Annotated in this window: 15 protein-coding genes; 8 read left to right on the top strand and 7 right to left on the bottom strand. The window is 35.0% G+C overall.

Annotated elements, in window-relative coordinates; all coding sequences use genetic code 11:
- Positions 1–2: 2 nt before the first annotated feature.
- Both QYS49_RS10255 and QYS49_RS10260 read right to left on the bottom strand, forming a co-directional pair.
- Complete coding sequence (locus tag QYS49_RS10255; protein WP_308347139.1) at positions 3–2,744, bottom strand: hypothetical protein; 2,742 nt, start codon at positions 2,742–2,744, stop codon at positions 3–5.
- A gap of 100 nt (positions 2,745–2,844) precedes the next feature.
- Positions 2,845–3,606 (bottom strand): DeoR/GlpR family DNA-binding transcription regulator, encoded by a 762-nt coding sequence (locus tag QYS49_RS10260; RefSeq protein WP_308347140.1) that lies wholly within the window; start codon positions 3,604–3,606, stop codon positions 2,845–2,847.
- Between the two features lie 134 nt (positions 3,607–3,740).
- Here QYS49_RS10260 and QYS49_RS10265 point away from each other — a divergent pair, with 134 nt between their 5' ends.
- The 8 genes from QYS49_RS10265 to QYS49_RS10300 all read left to right on the top strand — a co-directional run bounded on the left by QYS49_RS10265 (position 3,741) and on the right by QYS49_RS10300 (position 12,258).
- Positions 3,741–5,306, top strand: coding sequence for a glycerol-3-phosphate dehydrogenase/oxidase (locus QYS49_RS10265; protein ID WP_308347141.1), 1,566 nt, complete (start codon positions 3,741–3,743; stop codon positions 5,304–5,306).
- Between the two features lie 354 nt (positions 5,307–5,660).
- Positions 5,661–7,160: a glycerol kinase GlpK gene (glpK, locus tag QYS49_RS10270; protein WP_308347142.1), complete on the top strand. Its 1,500-nt coding sequence runs from the start codon at positions 5,661–5,663 to the stop codon at positions 7,158–7,160.
- A 6-nt stretch (positions 7,161–7,166) separates the two neighbouring features.
- Complete coding sequence (locus QYS49_RS10275) at positions 7,167–7,898, top strand: MIP/aquaporin family protein (RefSeq protein WP_308347143.1); 732 nt, start codon at positions 7,167–7,169, stop codon at positions 7,896–7,898.
- A gap of 13 nt (positions 7,899–7,911) precedes the next feature.
- A complete protein-coding gene (locus QYS49_RS10280) occupies positions 7,912–8,745 on the top strand; it encodes an alpha/beta hydrolase (protein WP_308347144.1) in 834 nt (277 codons plus the stop codon).
- A gap of 917 nt (positions 8,746–9,662) precedes the next feature.
- Positions 9,663–10,382, top strand: coding sequence for a hypothetical protein (locus tag QYS49_RS10285; protein ID WP_308347145.1), 720 nt, complete (start codon positions 9,663–9,665; stop codon positions 10,380–10,382).
- 162 nt (positions 10,383–10,544) lie between these two features.
- Positions 10,545–10,709 carry a hypothetical protein gene (locus tag QYS49_RS10290; RefSeq protein WP_308347146.1) on the top strand — a complete coding sequence of 55 codons (165 nt, stop codon included), beginning with the start codon at positions 10,545–10,547 and terminating at the stop codon, positions 10,707–10,709.
- A gap of 213 nt (positions 10,710–10,922) precedes the next feature.
- Positions 10,923–11,333 carry a response regulator gene (locus QYS49_RS10295; RefSeq protein ID WP_308347147.1) on the top strand — a complete coding sequence of 137 codons (411 nt, stop codon included), beginning with the start codon at positions 10,923–10,925 and terminating at the stop codon, positions 11,331–11,333.
- Between the two features lie 289 nt (positions 11,334–11,622).
- Complete coding sequence (locus QYS49_RS10300) at positions 11,623–12,258, top strand: DUF998 domain-containing protein (protein WP_308347148.1); 636 nt, start codon at positions 11,623–11,625, stop codon at positions 12,256–12,258.
- Positions 12,259–12,647: 389 nt separating this feature from the next.
- Here the strand turns inward: QYS49_RS10300 and QYS49_RS10305 are convergent, their stop codons facing one another.
- The 5 genes from QYS49_RS10305 to QYS49_RS10325 form a co-directional block, all read right to left on the bottom strand.
- The gene (locus QYS49_RS10305) at positions 12,648–13,823 is read right to left on the bottom strand and encodes an outer membrane protein assembly factor BamB family protein (RefSeq protein ID WP_308347149.1); all 1,176 of its coding nucleotides are present in this window, start codon (positions 13,821–13,823) and stop codon (positions 12,648–12,650) included.
- A gap of 98 nt (positions 13,824–13,921) precedes the next feature.
- Positions 13,922–14,572: a Rossmann-fold NAD(P)-binding domain-containing protein gene (locus QYS49_RS10310; protein ID WP_308347150.1), complete on the bottom strand. Its 651-nt coding sequence runs from the start codon at positions 14,570–14,572 to the stop codon at positions 13,922–13,924.
- On the bottom strand, positions 14,569–17,889 hold the full coding sequence (locus QYS49_RS10315) for a hypothetical protein (protein ID WP_308347151.1): 3,321 nt from the start codon (positions 17,887–17,889) through the stop codon (positions 14,569–14,571). Before QYS49_RS10315 ends, QYS49_RS10310 begins: the two co-directional genes overlap by 4 nt.
- Before the next feature lie 446 nt (positions 17,890–18,335).
- Positions 18,336–18,872, bottom strand: a complete 537-nt coding sequence (locus tag QYS49_RS10320; RefSeq protein ID WP_308347152.1) for a ferritin — start codon at positions 18,870–18,872, stop codon at positions 18,336–18,338.
- A 177-nt stretch (positions 18,873–19,049) separates the two neighbouring features.
- Positions 19,050–21,323, bottom strand: a complete 2,274-nt coding sequence (locus tag QYS49_RS10325) for an aconitate hydratase (RefSeq protein ID WP_308347153.1) — start codon at positions 21,321–21,323, stop codon at positions 19,050–19,052.
- Between the last annotated feature and the right edge of the window lie 310 nt (positions 21,324–21,633).

Consider the following 21,633-nt stretch of genomic DNA (forward strand, 5'->3'; position numbering starts at 1 on the left):
TCTTAAATCTTAAATTTTAAAATACTGAAGGTGTTTTTATGACATTTATAGACATGAACTTCATTATCTTTGTTGTAATAAATCATGGCAATTTCGTCTATGCTTTCTATTGGTTGTTGATTTATTAATTGACCTTCATTAGTGTAAAGATAAGTAAAAGCTTGTTTTTTATCTGTTACGGCAATGATTTCCTTATTGGGAGCTAGTTCGTAATATTGGATTTCCATTTCTTCTTGGTTGATGTAATCCTTCTCGAACATCATTTCTCCAGATGGTTTCAATAAGCTCACCCTACTTAAGTCCTGTCTTGCTAGAATATAATTTCTTTCAGTTGCATTTTTAACAATTTTAAATAATGTCTCTTTATTCGGCATGTAAAGTTGTTCTTTATCTTTTATCTTCCCTGTGAAACTGATTTTAACTAAAGCACCACCGTTGGTAATGGTTACTAAATAGCTGGTTTCAAAGCTATTCCCAATTTCAAAGAATAAATTATTTGATAATCTGTCATTAATGTTAATGGGGAAATTAGGTTTCATTTCTCCATTTCTGCTCATAACTTTTACCGTTCCATTTTCTTGAAGTACCGCCATGAAATCCTTACTTCTTATTCTGATATGCTCTGGCATGGCAGCGATTTTATCTCTCATTTTTAATGGATCCCAATCACCTAGCATGTCACCATATTTGCTGGTTAAATAGATATCGCCATTTTCTTTTGCGATTAGTAAGCGGTATGTTTTACTTTTATCATAATCGATCACATTAAAGTATTGGTTTTCAATGTTTTCGTTTCCAAATGTTTTTGGGAAATACTCTAATGCAATCCCATTTCTATCTAAAAGAAATACCTTTTCTGTAGTGGCAAAAGCATATTGTAATTTATTGTTTTGATAGTAATCTATTTGGAATACATCTCCTATGATAGGAGCTCCCAATGGTTCTGTCCAAATGATATCACCATTAGTTGAAATTAAATGAAGATTGAAAGCCGAATCCTGCACTAAAGTTTCAAATAGTCCTGTATTATGGTTTTTGACCACATAAGGTTTACTGATGATAGGTGCATCTATTTTAACTTGCATAACGTCATCGAAATATTTCATTTCATTATTGACCTTATTGTCAGAATGTAAGATTTCTACATTGCTATAATATCGATTATTTTCATGACTGAACTGTATAGCTAGCATATCAAAATTCTTAATTGGGAATTCATTTTGCTTAAAGTTATTCCTCCATTTATCGTTCAGATTATTGAGCAGTAATGTCCATGCTTGTGGTAAATTTATAAAGACGTTTAAATTAGATTCTTGTAGTGTAGATTCAATAAACTGGTTTTCCTTTATGGATTTCCCCCATGTGTTTTCCGTTTCCATGTCTAAGATTAATTCCTTTAATGACTGGATATCATTACTGATAACCATTACATCATCAATGGATGTAAAGAAAGTATGTGAAAAGCCCTTGAAATTTTTACCTAATAAATAGTAAGGGAAATTTTCAATCACCAATTCTCTTATTTCATTCTCTGCATAGAATTCATAATACAAGGTATCCTGTTTTAGCTGAGCAGCCTCTTCAGCTAGTTTGTTGAATTTATTCAATCCCTCATTTTTGTCAGTCATTTTGATGAAAATGAGTTTTTTGTTTTCTGCTAAATTCTGATTACTATTTAATACAGCTTGCGCATTTTCACCAGCCATAAATTGATGAAATTCCCTGAAATCAGTATCATATTGCTCTGCAATATGATTTCTTTTTTGTCCGAATTCACTATCTAATTTGTCCCAAAACTTAAATTTCTCATCTTGAAAAGCTTTTGAATCATCAAATCTTTCGTGAAGGACAATGGCTGTTTTAGATGGGAAATAATTTTCTAAAGTAACATCACCACCCTGTTGATTACTGTATGTATTCAGATAACTAATGGAATCGTGAGGAAATGTGAAGCCGTTAAGATATAGATCGTCTCCATCTAAAAATAAATCAAGAAATGCGCCTTCAGAGAATTGAGAAAGAATATTAAATAGGGTAGACTGATTTGATTTAGTAAATGTTTTTACAATTTTGTCTAATCTATTGAAATTAACATATAGATTTCCTAAATCATCTTGAAAGTTGGCTATTTTAAAAACTTCTTCTATGCTTTCTTTAAAATTGTCCTCATCTTTTTCCAAGTTTCTTATTACATCCTCAACTAAAACAGGGGAGAAGCTCCCTACAAAATTCCCTCTTAAGAGTACGTAACTAAATCTTTTGTCCGAATTTTTACTTTTTAATTCGTAGATGGTGTTTTTGTTGTAAACTCTTTCAGATTTCTCAAAATCATCAAATTTTGATTCAATTTTTTTAATAATCTCAATCTGCTCAGTGTTTTTTAAGGTTTGATAAAATACAAAATCAAAATCATCATTGGCTATAATAGACATCCCAATCAGTAAATGATTATTCCTAAAAACATCATCCAACATCCCGCTATTTCCAGACAAACTATCTAAAGCTTCAAAATTTTGCTTTAAGGAAGAAAAATATTCAATTTTTAGTAAATCCTGCCAAATAGGATTTTCTTGTATGCTGTTCCATGAATCAACTAAGTTTTTATTTTCATAAACCAAAAAAGTATTTTCTGGCACTAATGACCATGCATCTAAACTTTTTTGTTTATCCCAATAGTAATAGATTCCGTATCCGCTTGCTAATATTAAGATGAACAGAAATAGTATAATGAAGATTCTTCTCAAAGGAGTTTTGGATTTTTATGTTGCTATGCAAATATAGGATTATTAATAACTATGGACGCATTTTTCAGCTAAATATATTGTGATGGCTGAAATGGTAGTTTTACACTAAAATCACTTCAATTCCTTTAGCTTCTAAAGTGCTAATAAATTGCTTGGAAGCACTTTTGTTTGTGATAATTTGATCAACATCCTCTAAATCACAAATTTTCCCAAATCCTTTCTGGCCAAACTTACTGGCATCTGCCAAAACAATCGTTTTCTGAACGGATTCAATCATTTTTGCATTCAAATGCGCCTCCATCATGTTGGAAGTTGTAAAGCCGTGCTCCAAGCTAATCCCATCCACGCTTAAGTACAATTTACTGCAGGCGAAACTTTGCATCATTTCTTCAGCATAATGACCTACAACAGAGGAACTGCCTTTCCTGACTACGCCTCCAAGCTGTACGATTTCTATATCCTTACAGTCTAATAAAGCCATGGTAACATTCATAGCAGAAGTCAAAACGGTAAGATTAGAGTTTCTAGGAATAGCTTGTGCAAAAGCTCCTACAGTAGTTCCTGAACCAATAATGATGGCTTCATGCATTTTTAAGGACTCAACTGCGGCTTTGGCGATGGCTTGTTTTTCCTCAACATTTACTAATTGCTTTTCATCTACTGGCTTTTCGTTTACATAAGGAGAGACCAAAGTAGCGCTTCCGTGAGAGCGATAAAGCAAGCCTTTATCTTCAAGAAGTTTTAAATCTTTTCGGATCGTTACCTTAGTGACTTCAAGTGCGTTACTTAATTCACTAACACTTACAAATCCTTCTTGTTGAAGTTGGTCTAATATGAATTTATGTCTTTCTGCAATAGTCATTTGGTTCAAAAATATAATTAAAAGTCATAAAAAGAAACTAAAAGTAAGTAAAAAGAAAGATAAAACAATCAAAATTCTTGTTAATGCTTTTGATATGTTTCTTTTAGTGTTATATTTGAACAAAACGAAACAAAATGAATAGGAAAGAAAACATAAAGCAAATTTCAGATACGAATAAAGTTTGGGATATTGCAGTGATAGGAGGTGGTTCTTCCGGACTTGGTGTTGCTTTAGATGCTGTTTCCAGAGGGCTGAGTGTTGCTTTGTTTGAAAAATCTGATTTCGCTAAGGGTACTAGCAGTCGAAGTACGAAGCTAGTGCATGGTGGAGTCCGATATTTAGCACAAGGAGATGTTTTCTTAGTTTTTGAGGCTTTAAAAGAAAGAGGGAGATTATTGAAAAATGCTCCTCATTTAGCCCATAATCAATCTTTTGTAATTCCTATATATACTTTTTTTGACCGCTTGAAATATACAGTTGGTTTAAAAATGTACGATTGGATGGCAGGTAAATTAAGTTTAGGAAAGTCTACTTTCATCTCAAAAGAAAAGACCATTAAGCGTTTGCCCACTATCAAGCAAGAAGGCTTAAAAGGAGGAGTGGTTTATCACGATGGGCAATTTGATGATGCTCGTCTGGCATTGAATATAGCACAAACTTGTGATGAAAAAGGAGTAGCTGTTTTAAATTATTTCAAAGTTAATCAGCTTAATAAAAATAGTGAAGGCAAAATCACTGGACTTTCTGTCAAAGACCAGTTTTCAAAAAATAGTTATGACATTAAAGCAAAGATGGTAGTGAATGCTACAGGGGTTTTTGCTGATAAAATATTGCAATTGGATAATCCTGAGGCGAAGAAAATGATTCGACCAAGCCAGGGAATTCATTTAGTTCTGGATCGCTCATTTTTATCAGGCGAGGATGCTCTTATGATCCCGGAAACAAGCGATGGGAGAGTTTTATTTGCTGTGCCTTGGCATGATAAAATTGTTGTGGGTACTACCGATACCATGCGAAAAAAACCAAAATTAGAACCTGCAGCATTAGAAAAAGAAATTGATTTTGTGTTAGCCACTGCTCAAGAATACCTGACCAAAAAACCCCAGAGAAGCGATGTGCTTTCTGTTTATGCGGGTTTAAGACCTTTGGCAGCTCCAACAGATGAAAGTGAAAAGACAAAAGAGATATCCCGAAGCCACAAAGTAATTGTATCTGATAGCAATTTAATAACACTTACAGGCGGAAAATGGACCACTTTCCGTAAAATGGGGGAGGATACAGTAGAGTATTTTTCAAAAATAACAGGTGAAAAACTAAAGGACAGTACCTCAGCTGATATTAAAATCCATGGCTATTCCATTGAAAAGCCAATCGATTATCTAGGCGTTTACGGTGCCGACAGAATAGCTATTAAAAAGTTGCAGGATGAAAATTCAGATTGGAATAAGCCTTTGCATCCAAAATATCCTTACACTCAAGCAGAAGTGATTTTTGCTTGTAGAAATGAAATGGCCATGAAAGTAGAGGATGTTTTAGCCAGAAGAATAAGAATACTCTTCCTAGATGCCCAAGCAAGTATGGATATGGCCTCAAAAGTGGCAGAGTTAATGGCAAAAGAATTAGGAAAAGAAGAAGCTTGGATTGAAGTGCAATTGAAAGATTTTAATAAATTGGCAATGCGTTATTTAATTGAATCTTGAATGAGTTTAGTTTAATATTAAGTAAGAATATTTTTTTAGGAGATTTGAGGCTTCTGGGATTATAACACCCCCCTTCGCCCCCCTCAAGGGGGGAGTTGCACGGAGTGACATTTTTTATTTTGTATATAGAAGTGTTGAAAATTGTTGTTAACTGTTGAAATAAATCTGTGAGACTGTCCCCTTGAGGGGACTTTAGGGGTGTTGTTAGATTAGGATGAAAGCAATTAAAAATAAGATTAAAAGTGTAAATTAATTATGTGTAAAAAAGTCAAAATATCTGCTTTATGGGAATATTTAAAGAGATGCTTTTTGAATTAATTATGGCTATTTTTTCACATTAAACTTCAATAAACTATGGAAAAACCTCAATATATTTTATCCCTCGATCAGGGTACCACAAGCTCAAGAGCAATTCTATTCAATGAAAAAGCCGAGATAGTAGCGGTAGCTCAAAAAGAATTTGAACAATTTTTCCCGCAATCAGGCTGGGTAGAACATGATGCCAATGAAATCTGGACATCCCAAGCCTCGGTTGCCACGGAAGCCATCACCAAAGCCAATATTACGCCCACTCAAATTGCAGGTATTGGGATAACCAATCAAAGAGAAACTACCATAGTTTGGGATAGAAATACCGGAAAACCCATCCATAAAGCCATTGTTTGGCAGGATAGAAGAACGGCCAACTATTGCAATGAATTAAAAAAGAAAGGCTTGTCTGAAAAAATCAATGATAAAACAGGCTTAATCATTGATGCTTATTTTTCAGCCACTAAAATTAAATGGATTTTAGATAATGTAGAAGGAGCAAGAGCAAAAGCCGAAAATGGGGAATTATGTTTTGGTACGGTCGACAGTTGGTTGGTTTACAAATTGACTTCTGGAAAACATCATTACACAGATATCACCAATGCAAGCCGAACCATGATTTTCAATATTCATGAGAAAAAGTGGGATAAAGAATTACTGGATTTGTTTGAGATCCCTGAATCCATGTTACCAGAAGTAAAGTCAAGCAGTGAAGTCTATTGCACTACAGCTGGGGATTTATTCTCTCATAAAATTCCTATTGCAGGTATAGCCGGTGATCAACAAGCTGCACTTTTCGGACAACTCTGCTCCGAAAAAGGAATGGCAAAAACTACCTATGGAACTGGTTGCTTTTTGGTGATGAATACTGGAGATGAACCGGTGAAATCCAATAATAAATTATTGACGACCGTGGCCTGGCAAATAGGGGACAAGGTACAATATGCTTTAGAGGGAAGTGTTTTTATTGGCGGTGCAGCAATTCAATGGCTCAGAGACGGTTTAGAGCTTTTCCGCAAAGCAAGTGAATCCGAAGCCTTGGCCACTTCCTTAAAAGATAATGAAGGCGTTTATTTTGTCCCAGCTTTAACTGGTTTAGGTGCGCCTTATTGGAATCAGGATGCAAGAGGTACATTTTTTGGGATTACAAGAGGAACTACAAAAGCACACATGGCACGGGCAGCTTTAGAAGCGATAGCCTATCAAGTAAATGATGTTTTGGCCGCCATGGAAAAGGATGCTGGACATAAAACACAAGAAATGAGAGTGGATGGTGGAGCTTCAGAGAATAATTTTTTGATGCAATTTCAGTCTGATTTAGTGGATTGCACCATTACTCGGCCTAAAATTACTGAAACTACTGCGGTAGGAGCAGCCTTTTTAGCAGGATTAGCCGTGGGCTATTGGAAAGATATGGATGCCCTGCAATCACTTTGGGAAGCCGAACAATCCTATAATCCTGAAATGGATAAAGAAGAAGTTAAAAAATTATTGCATTTTTGGCACAAGGCTGTTGATCGCAGTCAGGATTGGTTAGAATCATAAAAACAGATGAACTATTTTGTAGCAGAATTTTTAGGTACATTTTTATTAATATTGATGGGCTCTGGAGTGGTAGCCAATGTGGTTTTACCCAAAACTAAAGCAGCTGGTTCAGGATGGATGGTGATTACGACTGCCTGGGCTTTTGGAGTTTTTATAGCGGTGGTAGTAGCAGGACCTCATAGTGGAGCTCATATTAATCCAGCCGTAAGTTTAGCTTTGGCTTTAACCGGTGATTTCGCTTGGGATTTATTATGGATTTATATTCCAGCACAAATTTTAGGAGCTGCTTTTGGTTCTTTTTGTGCCTGGCTAATTTATCAAAGGCATTTTGAAGCTACAGATGATAAAGGCTTGTTATTTGCCCCATTCGCAACAGCTCCTGCCATACGAGATGCGAAAACCAATTTCATCTCTGAATTTATCGGAACTTTCGTGCTAATTATAGTTATTCTATTTTCTACCCCACCTCAATTGATGGATACAAATGGTACTCCGATTGGTTTGGGTGATTTAGGAGCATTACCTGTAGCCATTTTAGTATGGGTAATAGGTTTAGCTTTAGGCGGAACTACAGGCTATGCTATAAACCCAGCTCGTGATTTAGGTCCGCGAATAATGCATCAAATTTTGCCCATTAAAGGTAAAGGAGGGAGTGATTGGGCCTACAGTTGGATTCCAATTATTGGCCCTTTAAGCGGAGCAGCCTTTGCAGCATTTTTATACATGATTATAAAGTAATTTAGCAATTTCAATGGATAAGAAAATCTCACATTTCAAAACTTCAGATAATTTATCATTAGAAGTTCAAGAATATGTTCAATCAGATAATCCTGAGAAGATTGTTTTGATAGTGCATGGTCATGGAGAGCATGCCGGAAGATTTCAAGGAGTAGCGGAATATTTCAATGAAAAAGGGATTTCTGTTATTGCTTTAACTTTAAGAGGTCATGGTAATTCAGAAGGCAAAAAAGGACATGCCCCCAGTATGGAGCAGCTATTGACCGATATAGAATATTTTATTCGTTTTGTTAGAGTAGATTATTTAAATGCAGACTTATACCTCTATGGACATAGCATGGGAGGAAATATTATCTTGAATTATCTGGCTAAAGATCAATCAAATGAAATCACAGCAGGTATAGCGACTTCCCCTTGGATTAAATTGGCTTTTGAGCCACCAAAATGGAAAGTGAATTTAGGGAATTGGGTGGCAGATATTATTCCAAGTTTAATTCAACCTTCCGGTTTAAAAGCCGAGGATATTTCCAGTATAAAAGAGGAGGTCGAGAAATACGAAAGTGATCCCTTAATTCACAATAAAGTTTCAGCCAAATTATTTACTTCCATTACAAAAGGAGGGGAGTACCTGATTCATAATACCCATAAGTTTAAGCACAAAGTATTTTTAGCCCACGGACAGCAGGATAAAATCATTTCACATGATGCAACTGCTGAATTTGCTAAAGACAGCAATTTATTCACTTTCAAAAGTTACCCAAATTCAAAACACGAAATCCATCATGATGTAGATTTTGAAAATTTGATGGGGGATATATTGGGGTGGATGGATGATAAATCTCAATAGATTTTAAATCCTTTGGTGAAGTGAAAAAGAGTAAATTTTTGCACTTTAATTCTGGCAAAATCATTCATACTTTTTCCATTGATGAAAAAGTATGCCAGCCAGAGGCTGACCAGCTATTGGCTGGCAAAAAATCTAGGTAAAATGATGCTACTTCCCGCAAATGTCAACGCCTGCCCGCCATTTTACCCTCCGGCCCGCTTTTTCGCTTAAGGCGAAAGTTGGGGAGTTAGATATTAATAAACTCACCAAATAAATTCAACTTTATCAAACATTGCTCAAACTCCTTTTAGCTTGCTTCTAGATGATTTTTAATTATTCCACTAAAATAGATTGTTCTTTGAAACCTATGTTGTCCTAAGGTGAGAGACAAAGCAAATTCTTGATTGGTTATTGCACATTTTCAACAGAACTAACTCGACCACTTCCGAGGAACTCGGAAAAGCGGGAGGGAGGACAAAATAGCGGGCCAGTGGATGGATGTGGGATGAAGCATTATTTTGTCTTGATTTTTTCTTTCTTTTTGATCAAGCAAAAAGGAAAATAGAAAGATAGGAATATATCAGTCAAGAATAAGTAAAACTTCAAAATTACCATTTACCATCAAGGAATATTGTCTTAAAATAATAGCCTATGTCATTCCTGAAAGTCAGGAAGTGATTTTAAAATCACCATGTTTTTCGATTAACCATTATATTTTTAGGATGTGTTTTAAAATTAATCTGCTACATTTATTCTGCAAGTTCATCAGCAACCAAAACCTATAATTATTTAATTTTTTGGTTGAAATGGATGGTTTGGGTTATATAGTGAAAATAGGATTTTTGCTATATTTAGTTTTGGATTGTGACTTGTTACTATTGGATTGTTAGATAAAATTAGAGTAGATCACGACAACAAACAATTAAAAATAAAATGATATGAAAAATTCTACCTTACTATCACTGATTTTATTAGTTTTAACTTCATGTGGAACAAATCAAAACTCCGAGAAAAAAGTTGATTCGTTATCTGAAACTGAGAGATTAGAAATTATTTTTGAAGAGTTTAAGGCACTTCATAAAGAATTGCAGACTTTTAAAAGTTCTGCGGATTTTAAAACAAACGGATTCGGAGCAGGTGGTTCAAATAATGCATGGCTTGAAAAAGTACAAGAACTTAAAGATAATCCAGATTCAAAATTGCTTCTTAAAAAAGGAATTGTAGCTGGAGAATTGGAACAGCTTGGATTAGCTTATGCAAGTTCGAAAGGCCAAGAAACAGAAATAACAAAAACATTCACTAAGATTTTTGAAGAAGCTATAGATTCCAAATCTGTGGAGAAAGTAGAAACAAAAACAGGTAACGCAAATTACGATAAAATTAAATCAGAGTATGAATTGTTAGGAAAGTGGACAATAACAAATACCACAGTAAATCAAAGTTATGCATTTGAGATTTATAAAGAAGGAAATGAATACGTCAGTGTGATACCACAAGGTGATTTTAAAACCGAGATTCTTTCAAAAAAAGGAAATGACTATTACGTAAAGGGGAATAAATATGGAGAGTTTTACCGCATTGACTCTGATAGAAATATGAAACTTTTCGATAAAGATGGAGATTTGTCGAGTATGGGATATAAAGCGATTAAACGATAGATAATAATAACTTTACCTAACTCGGTTATAAACATCTTGGGTGAAGTGGTTATTCGAGCATCTTTTCAATCATCAACTTTCTATAACGGTGGATACGAAAGCGGCTCGCTTTCCCAAATGTTTCATAAAGTAAAACATTGGTTAAGATTAAAAAGAAATGACATGGCAACAGACATTAAAGGATTTGCAGATTCTGCAAAAGGGTTTACCAAAAGCCCTTTAGGAATAATTGCACTATTTATTGTATTAGTTTATGGGGTTGCAACACTTGCCGTGACATTCGGAAGTTCCTTAACCCAGCATTTCAGACCTCTTATTTTTTTTTAGTTTTTTTTCCGGTAATAGTTTTTATCGGATTTCTTTGGCTTGTTTCTAAACATCATGATAAGATTTATGGCCCCTCTGATTTCAAAAACGAAGAAAATTTTTTAAAAATGAAAATGTCGGCTGTAGCATCTATTGCAGCAGCAACAGCAAAACAACCAAATGGATCACAAAATAGCGAACTTGCTCAAGAACAGTTGAATTCAATTATTGAGCTTGTTTGTTTCAAAGACAAGTCCGCAAAAAACTGCTGAACAATCTGAAAAGTGGAAAAACAAGGTGCTTTGGGTTGATGATAGACCTGAAAACAATGTTTATGAAAGAAAGGCATTTGAATCACAAGGAATTGAATTCAGCCTTGCCCAGTCCACAAATGAAGCCATGGAAAATTTAAAGAATAACAAATACGCTGCAATCATTTCAGATATGGGTAGAAAAGAAGGCTCTCAAGAAGGATATGTTTTACTTGAAAAGCTTAGAAAATCAGGAAAACAGACCCCCTATTTCATATATGCATGTTCAAATTCCCATGAACATAAGATGATGGCACTTGAAAGAGGAGCTCAGGGAAGCACGAACAGTGCGCAAGAATTGTATGAAATGGTTATGAATCGAATTGCAAATTAATAAACTGTCCCCATTCCCATGCTCCGCATGCTGAAATACTAATTTATCCACTCCAATTTATATCATATTTAAAGAAAAATACCTACAAGGATAATCAATCAATAGGTATTGGTATTAATTCCACCGAAATTGACAGTGTTCAAGAAAGTTTGTAAGTGAAAATTCAGAGTATTAATAAATGTTTTTTTAACCATATTTTCAGCAAGAATAAATTTTTAAAAGCAGACTTATAAATCCTTCTATTTTCAAATCAATATATGAGGTAGTTTTAATATCTTAGTATAAGAATATGAAACTATATCTTCGAAAAATTTTACTTTCTTCCGGAATGCTGGCGGTTGTAATTTACCTTTTGCATATCCTGCTGGGTGGGTATTTGTGGAAAACATATAGTCACCTTCAACAGCCCATAAGTGATTTAACAGCAACAGGAGCACCAAATAGATCTTTATTGTTGCTGTTTACTAACACCTACGGTGTAATGGCTTTAATTTTTGCAGTCGCTTTTACTTTTTTTGAGGGGAGAAAGCGCCACAAATTAGTTTTTTGGGGTGGTGTTTCTTTTATTCTCCTACATGTTATTTCAATATCTTACAGCTTCTTTCCTCAGGATTTTCCTGGTGCAGAACCTACTTTCGCTGGAAGTATGCACCTTGTAGTAACTGTCCTGATTGTGCCATTCACCATTCTGACACCCCTGCTAATTGGTTTTGGACTTAAGAAAGAAAAAGAATGGAAGGCATTAGGTAACTTTTCTTTGATCTGCGGAATACTTATCATCATCTTCGGTGGATTGGCAGGATTCTTTTTCGCCAAAGGTCTTCCATACTTTGGTTTGGTAGAAAGGATAAATATCGGGACGCTACAAATCTGGACATTTGTTATGTCTTACAAATTAGTTAAATCAAAACATGAAGAGCATTAGTATATTTTGAGTTTTAATTTTTGTAATCATCCCGTTCCTGCAATATTGTGCACGGCAGTTTGAATAGCTAATATAAAAAAGTAAGATGTCATTTAAAATCTATTTTCTCGTTGTAAAATTTTAAATGCTTGGTAATACGGTCTTAATATATTGATTAAGTATAAACCATTAATTATCTAATATAGATATATTTTGCAAAATAACATACTTCTGAAATTTCTAATTTATGCTGATACCAATAAAACCACTAGTTTTTTTAAAAAAGAGAACAATAGCGTACAGAGGAGTATGGAGGAAAAGAGGAGAGCTCCAAACAGTAATTACTAGTACGCTTCTTTAAAAAGAATTCTAGATCAAATATCGTTAAGGCCACTTTCTTTACTAAAAAATTACTCGTCAATGATGCTTATGATTTCAAAACAATAAACATTATGCAAACTAGAACCCAACAAATACTTTTTATTATAAGGTCTTTCTAGAAATTGTATTTTTGACAGATCTAATTGGTTTTGATAATTATCATCGGTTGGAGGATACTTTTCAGAAGTAAATTGAGCATATTCAATTTTGTGCGTATGGCGGTTCAAAACAGTTATTACTCCAGCTAAACCCTCCTTCCCATTTTGTTCAAAAAATATATAATCATCTGTAAGGGTAATGTCTGAAACTATTTTCACATCATCAGATATCCAATAAACTTCCCCGGTGGTTTTACTAATGCAATATACATTCATAGGAGTACGGGCGAAGATACTATCATTTTCAAAGATCATCTGCATTGTGAAATCAGAATTATCTCTACCTTTTAGCCAAGTAGATTCTATTTGGCGTGTATTGAGGTTCACCACATTTAACCCAAAAGATTCAGCCCAGAGATAAAGCTTATCACCTTGCTTATTAAGCTCCCCATTTAAGGAAGATTCTCCTTCAGTAATAATTGGAAGGCTCCAAATCGTCTCCCCTGTGTTTTTATCCAATTGATAAAAAGTAGTGCGGGTAGTTAAATTGATCAAATTATCTTTGTATTCTTGAAAAGTATATACGGTCTCTGGAAATTCACTCTGCCATACCTCATTCTTGGTAAATGGATTGAATGCAAAGAGTTTGTTTTTATCCTCCAAATAGTAAATTACAGAGTCTTTTAAGAAATAGGGATAATCTCCATCACTGATAAAACCAAATTTTTTATACTTTCTTTTGGTAAGAAAATTTTTTCCTGTGAAAATATTTTTAATAACTAACTTATCCATCAGATCATATACTAACAGACTATCTGGCAACCTCGATTTAATAACTTGCTGATCTGAAGTAATAGAAAAAAATAATTGCTTGGACGATTTTAAATCCACTACAAAATCCATATTAAAATGATGGATAAGTAGGTCATTTTTAATTAATGGGTATTTTGAAAAATAATGTGAAAAATCATTTTTTTCGTAGGGATATTCCCATTTTGGTTTCAATACCTCATCCAAACTTTTATCTGCATAAATATTCGTGATCTCTTGTGACGTTCCCTGAAAATACAGAAATAAGATTAAAGCAATTGTAGTTGTATATTTCATTTGTTGCAAATATAATTTAACCGCAATTCTCATACCTAAGAAGAGAATTTTAAGGTTTAGCCTTATTGAAAGAAAAGACACTTTTATTTTAAGGTAGATTATTCTAAATATTCTAACATATTAAAATCTTTAATTGACATACCTTCTTGTACAGTGTAAATAATTTCATTTTCCATTTTTTCATCTTCTGTCCATGTTGCTGTTCTAGGAGCAAGCCAATCCTGTTCTTTTCTCAAAATAAAATCATTTTTATCTTCAGAAAACTCAAAAAATAGCTTTTTATATCCGGCAGCATCGGTGTAAAACTCTATTGAAAAACCACCTTCATAAAAGGTGGGGAGACCTCCATAATATTGGTAACTAAATTTAATCTCATTCAATAGGCTATCTTCTAAAATAACATCATTACTCTGACTTTGGATGTCAAAATATAATTGAGATAAATTACCATAAGTTTCAAAATGTGTGAAAGTACTATCTAATTCTTGAAAATAAATAGAATGAAAAATGGTGTCTCCATTACTAAGATCTTCTTTAAACCATTCAGCAACTTTATCAATTTTACCATCATTGTTAAGGTCTTTTTCATAAATATCTACTATATAAAAATCCTCAGGAATACAAATAACAGGTTCAAGCTTCTTGATATCAGATTTGGATTGTGTTTTTTGATAACATTTATCAGTATCTTGAGCTACAATACAGCTTGAATAGTTAAACAAAATAAAAATTAATAATATTGACCTCATTCTTTCTTAGGCTTACAATTGTTATACATTCCTTCTATCATTTCTTTAAATTTTTCCTTTCGGTCAGCTAATCCTACAGACCCTCCATTCACCAATTTTGTAACTGGACGAACACACTTATCATACTCATTTTCTGATGTGCATTCTGTATCCAATTTGGAAATTGAACCAAGTCGATTTATTATAAATGCGGATGCTGAAAGAACGGTAGCTTTAAGGCTATCTTTTACTTCATCTGGATTGCTAACCCAATCATAATTTGTACCAAAAAGACTATTGCATTTATCAGAGATAGCTTTATAATTAGCTTTTCCAGTCAATTGAATTGCCCCTCTACCTCTATATTTGTACCCATCTCCACTTGCCACATCTCCATTTCCGTGCCCAACCCCGTTTGAATAAACAAGATTTAGTAACCTTTTACCATTCGCTTTCTTTTGCGAGCTTGAAAGTATTTCCCTTTTAAATTCTCCTTCGTCATTTTTAGAAAATTCTGTCTTTATCGTTACTTTATTATTTTCCTTATTTCCCCAGTTGTATGTTTGATTACTTGAAGACTTATACTTTGAAACATCAGTTTCCGTGCCAACCATTTTCATATATAGTCTGATACTAGCATAATCAAGATAATCTTCTTCATCCCAAAAAGATTGTTTGTAAAAAACAGTTTTAGAATTAGAATTCCATTTCCATACTTCTAACATTCTTTCTAAACTATAATTAGTGCCTTCTGAAGTGGCTTTCATACCATTACTTTCATGAGCAATCTGAGAAAAAAAATGAGCCTGTCTATAACAAGTATTTAATTCAGCCTTCTCTACAGCAAGTTTAAAGTAATCATTGATTACAGTATTGTTTTTCACAGTACTACTACTAGGAAATAATTTTTTAAGCTTTTCATGTGTCATTTTTAAATCACGACCACAAACTTTACAGGCAAATTCATGATTTTGATGTCTTACCCAAAATTCATATTTAACCTCATCACTTTCATGAAGCTTATGGGTAATAGTATACTTTCCTTCTTTTACCGGCTTCAATATAAGAGTCCAAGTCTTGTTCGTAATAACCTCGTCATCTTCATCGGTAGAATATGATACTTTAGTAGTATCACCTTCTTCTTCTAATGATACTTTATAGCTAACCTCTTTAGTATCTTCAATCTTTGACCAAAAAGTAAGATTAAACTCAATCTGTGATGTATTTACAATGTAAACCTCATCTGTTTTTAATGTGTCTCCATCCACAGTGGCAACAAAACCTTCATAATTAACCTCTTCTTCTTCAATCAAAAACACACACATCATTTCTATAAGTTCATCCCATTCTTCATCCGATAATCCAGAAGCATAAGGTGGTTGGGTCCCACTTAATTTTGAGACAAAATTTTCAATTTTAGTTCTGCGTAAATCATCTTCCTGAATCAACTCAAGTAATGAATCAGGGTCTTCTATATATTCATTTATTTTAATTAGAATAGCATCTAATCTATCTATATCCTCTGGTAAACAATCAGGAAAGTCAGACAACCTATTTATAGTTGATTCATCCAAAGGTCCTTTTTCATAATTATCTATCCACAAGTTAATTTCTTCTTTATAATACACCAATACTTCCTTAATTAATTCTTCTTGGACAATTAGTGAATCTTGTGCATACTCTTCTCCACCAGTTTCCCCACCAGAATTATGAGGCCCACTCACCTCCCCATCATCACCCACCACCCAAACATTCCCTTCCTCATCCTCAATCACGATATCCCCATCTTCGTTTTCATCTGATGTTTCGGTATCAATTTCGGTGGTATTGCCTTCCGTGTCGGTGACGGTGATAGTGCCACCTTCTTCGTCATAAGCCACATCAGCTATTTCTCCATCTATATCAATATCGGTTTCGGGTAGGTCTTCAGTTTCTTCTTCCTCATCATTATTTTCTTCTCCGCCTTCTTCGCTGAGTTCATCTTCAGTGTCCAGGTCCAAAATAAATGGCCCGTTGGGGTTGAGGGTGCTTTCCACATTCCCGCCTATCAACTGCTTGTCGGTATTTACTTGGATATCATTCAACATTGCCTCCACTCTTGCTGAGTTGAAAAGCGGGACTTCTATCAAGCCCATGCCGTTGTATATATCGCCCGTTTTGATCACTTCCGTCAAGATGACCGAGAAGCCCGCTGCCGTTATCCGGTCGCCCGGGTTCAGTTGTGCAATGGGCTCCCTGTTTTCTATGATGGGGAGGTCAGGCTCTGCCCCGCAATCAAAGTCTTCTACATTCTGTTCTGGAGTAGAGAGTGTAAGAGTATTTTCAGCCGTACCTTCTATGGCGCCACAGCTAGGCAATACCCTGATATGGTATTCAGTATTGGCTTTGAGGTCATAGACTACCTGTGTTTCGATGTTGGTGCCGTAATTGATCCATTCCTCTGTTCCTGTCTCCCTTATCTGTGCTACATATTGGTTGTGGTTCCATCCTCCTTCCCAGCTAATCCGAATGCGATCAGTTCCTAAAGCTTCTGCTCCTAGATTGGTGATAGGAAGGCATTCGTCCCCATATTTAAACCAGCGCACTTCGCTCTTGCCCTGGTTTTTAAATAAGTCCCTGCCGTTGAGGTTAATGGCCTGCACTTGCCATGCATAACTCCTTCCGGGGATCAGCATGGCATCGTTCAAACCATAGAAGTAGCTGGTAGTCATGATGGTAGTTTCAAATAGTGGTTGGGTAGTCCGTGCTACTTCATTAGGATTCCTGCCTTCTGGCCAGATCTCCCAAAGCCTGAAAACATATTCTGTCTCAAAGGCACTGTTGGGCGAGGAAGTATGCCGGGGTGTCCACTGAAATTGTACTTGCTGTGGATCCTGTAATCGGAGTTTTTCTTCAAAGGGAAAGTTTAGCAAAGGAGGATCATTTAAGACCAGCCAGGCCATCGAAGTGCCAATATTGCTGACTCTATTATTTCTGTTATAATCCAGTACCTCGATCTTAAACTGGTAAAAGCCTTCAGGTAGTTTCTGAGTGGAAGCTAGTTGGTTGCGGTTGATGCCGCTGACTTCCATATTTTGGATATTGAGATAATTGCTCAAGTCCGTTTCATCTAATTTATAGGGGAGTCCAGGCTCAAGACGGATGGGGCCGGGGCTGTAACCTTGACGAGTTCTTAACCTTATACCTGCTCCTTCAATAGTAATTCTTAATTTAGCTTGGTAATTGGTTTGGGTAAAATCTTTTAATAATAATTGAATATTCCATTTACTTTGATTGGCATCGCTGTAGTCTGAGAGGTAGAGGCTGTAGGGTGGAATGAGGTTGGAGGTGACCTGCACAGGGTCGGCCGAGTTTTGTGTATATGCAGGGAAAGATAAAAGCCAAAATATGAATAGGCTAGCAATTTGCTTTGAAATGTAATTGGAGCACGAGCTGGAAGCTCGCGTAGGTGGATATGGTTTTGGTTGAAATAAAATTTCTGGGGATGTTTTGGTTCTTTTTACATATATTTTAAATCCAAAAGTATAGGTTTTGAAATAAAATCAAAAAAATATAATAGAAAAATAGGGTTGGAAGCTTGAAATTAATTGCGAAGAGCCTTTATTGTTTATATCGAGATGCAAAAACAGTTCGGGATTAGAGTAATTAACACACGCTATGTTGGTGCTAGCTTTTTTGGGGATCGCGAGCTGGAAAGATCGTGCTAGTTTTTATGGTAAAGTACTGGCTTAGTATTTAGTAAACCCGCAAGGTTTTCAAAACCTTGCGGGTTTAAAGTTGATTTTTACTCTTCTACAGTATCAATACCATGCAATTTTCCTAATTCAATATCGATATGCCATAAGCCCATTCCTTCTTCCCCAATGATATCGAATATCTCTAAGGCTCTTCTTGAGATAGTTTCTTCCTCTCTTTGCTCGGTTACAAACCATTGCAAGAAATTGAAAGTTGTAAAATCTTTAGTGCTGAAACAATGATCTACCAATTCGTGAATTGATTTGGTTACTTTAATTTCATGTTCTAAAATCAGCTCGAATACTTCTCTCAAACTGTTAAATTCATGTCTGATTTCACTAATGGCCGGTTGTCTAGCATGTCCACCAGCTTCATTGATATAGCTGAATAATTTTAGCATATGACCTCTTTCTTCATCTGAATGGTCATATAAAAATTTGGCTGAATTCACATAACCTTTGGTCTCGCACCAAGATGCCATGGATAAATAGTAGGCAGATGATTTGCCTTCCATTTCAATCTGCTCATTCAGTTTCTTTTCTGTTTCTTTAGCTAATGATCTATTCGGTGTAATTAAATCTTTCATAATTGTATTTTTTTTCTATTGTATGCATTATACATAATATTCTGCAATAAAGTTGGGCCTAATGTTAATCTGAAATTAGATTTCCTCTAAATATGGATTCAGTATAAATAATAGGGCGTAAAAAAAGGACTATCCATTGAATAGTCCTTTCATTTTTTAATCTAGAAATTTATAATATTATCCTCTAGCTTTCGCATCTTCTTTTATTTTATTCAATGCAGAACCTGCTTTAAACCATTCAATTTGAGCATCATTATAGGTGTGGTTTGCCTTTATAACATCTTTGCTACCATCTGCGTGAACAAATTCTATTTTAAGTGGCTTTTCTGGAGCAAACTGATCAAGGTCTAAGAAGTTAATAGTATCATCCTCCTGCACTTTATCATAATCAGCTTCATCTGCAAAAGTTAATCCTAACATCCCTTGCTTCTTTAAGTTGGTTTCGTGAATACGTGCAAATGATTTCACCAATACAGCTTTAACCCCTAAATGTCTAGGTTCCATAGCGGCATGTTCTCTTGAAGAACCTTCACCATAATTATGGTCACCCACTACTATAGTCGGAATTCCTTTTGCTTTGTACTCTCTCTGCGTTGCAGGAACAGCATCATATTCACCAGTTATCTGACTTTTCACTTTATTAGTTTCTTCATTGAAAGCATTTACAGCTCCAATTAAGCAGTTGTCAGAAATATTATCCAAGTGACCTCTGAATCTTAACCAAGGTCCAGCCATAGAGATATGGTCAGTGGTGCATTTACCTAATGCTTTGATAAGCAATTTAGCACCAGTGATGTTTTTTCCATCCCAAGCATCAAAACCTTCTAATAATTGTAATCTTTTAGAATCAGGAGCAACTTTTACTTCTACAGTGCTACCATCTTTTGCTGGAGCTTGATATCCATTATCTTCAACTGCAAAACCAGCATCAGGTAATTCCGCTCCAAATGGAGGATCTAATTTTACCTGTTCACCTTTTTCGTTGGTTAAGGTGTCAGTTAATGGATTGAATCCTAAATCACCACTAATCGCAATTGCCGCCACCATTTCTGGAGATGTTACAAATGCATGAGTGTTAGGGTTTCCATCCGCTCTTTTAGAAAAGTTTCTATTAAAAGAGTGAACGATTGTATTTTTCTCGCCTTTATCAGCACCAGTTCTTGACCATTGACCAATACAAGGTCCGCAAGCATTGGTGAAGATAGTAGCATCTAAATCTTCAAATATTTTCAGTAAACCGTCACGATCTGCAGTAAATCTAACTTGCTCAGAACCAGGGTTGATACCAAATTCTGATTTTGTTTTTAAGCCTTTGTCAACAGCTTGTTGTGCAATTGAGGAAGCTCTTGATAAATCTTCATAAGATGAATTGGTACAAGAACCAATCAATCCCCATTCAACTTTCGTTGGCCATCCGTTTTTCTCAGCTTCTGCTTTTAATTGAGAAATAGGAGTGGCTCTATCTGGAGTGAAAGGACCATTTACATGTGGCTCTAAAGTTGTTAAATCAATTTCGATTACTTGATCAAAATATTGCTCAGGATTTGCATAAACTTCATCATCTCCCGTTAAATGCTCACGTACTTCATTTGCAGCATCTGCAACATCATTTCTATCTGTAGATCTTAAATAACGCTCCATAGCATCATCATAACCGAAAGTAGAAGTAGTAGCACCGATTTCAGCACCCATATTACAAATCGTTCCTTTTCCAGTTGCAGAAAGTGATTGTGCACCAGGGCCAAAATATTCTACTATTGAACCAGTTCCACCTTTTACAGTTAAGATACCGGCAACTTTCAAGATAACATCTTTAGCGGAAGTCCAACCATTTAGTTTTCCAGTTAACTTCACACCGATTAATTTAGGAAATTTCAATTCCCAAGGCATTCCAGCCATAACATCTACCGCATCAGCACCACCAACACCAATAGCAACCATTCCTAAACCACCAGCATTAACAGTGTGAGAATCAGTTCCAATCATCATTCCACCAGGAAATGCATAATTTTCTAAAACTACTTGGTGAATAATCCCAGCACCCGGCTTCCAGAAGCCAATTCCATATTTATTAGAAACTGATTCCAAGAAATTAAAAACCTCTCCTGAAGCAGTTAATGAGCTTCTTAAATCTTCTTTTGCACCTTCTTTTGCTAAGATTAAGTGATCACAATGTACTGTAGAAGGGACAGCGGCTTGGTCTCTTCCAGCTTGCATAAATTGTAAAAGTGCCATTTGAGCAGTTGCATCTTGCATAGCTACTCGGTCCGGAGCAAAATCCACGTAAGATTTACCTCTCACAAATGAGTTTTTTGCCTTGCCATCCCATAAATGTGAATAAAGTATCTTCTCTGAAAGGGTTAAAGGTTTGTTGACTACCTGTCTTGCTGCAGCTATTTTTTCGCTCATTCCAGCATAAACAGCTTTTATCATGTCTATATCAAAAGCCATAGTATATTTTTATTTAAAATTCTCTGATTTTCTGCAAAGATACAAAATCAACACTTTTATCCTATGTGTAAACAAGGTTTATCCATATTTGTAAAAATTCTAATTATCGACATAATATACTGTTTGATAGAAAGTTAAGTAGTAGTAGTTAAAGTTTTACTTGTTTTTTATTGTTTAGAAAACTGAATCACTTATATTTGAAATGCTTTTAAATCCATTAAGGAAATTTGTTCCGTATGTATGTAAATTCAAAGAATTATTGTTTTCTTTCGATTAATTTATGATATATGTACCAAAAGACCTTAGATTT

Source organism: Marivirga salinae, from assembly GCF_030503855.1.
In the GTDB taxonomy this organism is placed as follows: Bacteria; Bacteroidota; Bacteroidia; order Cytophagales; family Cyclobacteriaceae; genus Marivirga; species Marivirga salinarum.